This window comes from Phocaeicola coprophilus DSM 18228 = JCM 13818, from assembly GCF_000157915.1.
GTDB lineage: Bacteria > Bacteroidota > Bacteroidia > Bacteroidales > Bacteroidaceae > Phocaeicola > Phocaeicola coprophilus.
This window is the reverse complement of sequence record NZ_EQ973686.1, coordinates 1-1,251: the sequence shown is the minus strand read 5'-3', so window position 1 is coordinate 1,251 and position 1,251 is coordinate 1. Positions and strand designations below refer to the sequence as shown.

Below are 1,251 nucleotides of genomic sequence, written 5' to 3'. Positions count from 1 at the left end.
AGTGAGTATTCCGCATCGAGTTTGGCTACTAAGTTTGATGTTTTTAATTATATTAATATATTACTAAAACGGTCACCCCAATATCAAAAAAGAGAATTATTCCATTTTATCAAATCATAATTATATTTATTAGACTGTGCTTTGCTAAAAATATCCCAAACAAAACTTCTATTTAAAACTTTACTTTCTATATTTTCAATAAGACTTAACTCTTCAAATTTAAGTTCTAAAATAATTGAGGTCTGATCAATCTCACTTATTATTTGTTTTGTTATATACTTAATATCAGGTCTTTTCGATAAAAGACATTGTCTTAATGTGTCATAGACATACAATCCTGATAAATTCGAGTTATTAGAATGTCCAGTTATACACTTATATGCAATATCTAAACATATTACAACATTTAAGGCAATTGCATTAGCTACTCCTGGATAAGAGTCTGAATTAGGAACATAATCATTCATCTGTATAAAGTTAGATTCAAAAGCCTCATTTTTTTTGTATTTATAGATATTATCCCATAAATAATAAGACATTTGTTTTATTAGAAAATAATTTCCAACATTGTATTGATCAACAATCATTTTATACATTTCTATAATTTTCTCACAATTATAGAGAGAATATAGAGCTGACTGTTGCATTGTTAGACTCTGTGTCTTTTCAACAATCTGTTTTTTATAAAAATCATACATAATATATTCTTAATGACATTCTACTTTAATTCCTAAATCTTTTAATTGTTGCATACAATTATGTTCACCAGGTCCACAAGGCATTCTTTTCCATGTAGCCACAGTTTTAAGATTCTCAACATTTTTTAGTAAAACTTCTTCTGCATGAAGGTTTTGGCCATTTACGTGTACTGTCGAGGTATTGAGTGGAGTTACACCTAATTCCTGACATTTTGCTACTTGTCCAGGATCTAACCCATTACTTGATGCTGCAAATAAACCACCTGTTGCATCTTGTCCAACTGCAACAGTTCTGCAAACTTCAGCTAAAAAATGATTGGCAGATTCGCTTATTTCTTTAGCTAATTCTGTTAAAGCTTCAAGGAGACCAAAAATATCCATCCATGTATTCACATCCTGCACATATCCATAGAGTGTAGGATTGTTTCCAGCAAGCCCGATAGGGTCGGAGGAGATATACATACCCATTTGCGGGGAGTAATAGCGGAACCGATTGTAATACAGCCCCGTTTCTTCATCCTCGTACTGTCCCTGATAGCGGAATGGCACGAGC

The 1,251-nt window shown here is 32.0% G+C and carries 2 protein-coding genes; both read right to left on the bottom strand.

All coding sequences use genetic code 11. The features are described from left to right. Positions 1-83 precede the first annotated feature (83 nt). A complete protein-coding gene (locus BACCOPRO_RS16965) occupies positions 84-698 on the bottom strand; it encodes a DUF416 family protein (RefSeq protein WP_007897253.1) in 615 nt (204 codons plus the stop codon). Between the two features lie 9 nt (positions 699-707). Beyond that, the coding region (locus BACCOPRO_RS16960) for an RHS repeat-associated core domain-containing protein (RefSeq protein WP_008145637.1) at positions 708-1,251 on the bottom strand (544 nt) is incomplete at its 5' end.

Excerpts from the sequence above, each read along its gene's own strand:
- BACCOPRO_RS16965 (WP_007897253.1), bottom strand. The coding sequence starts at position 698 with ATGTATGATTTTTATAAAAAACAGATTGTTGAAAAGACACAGAGTCTA.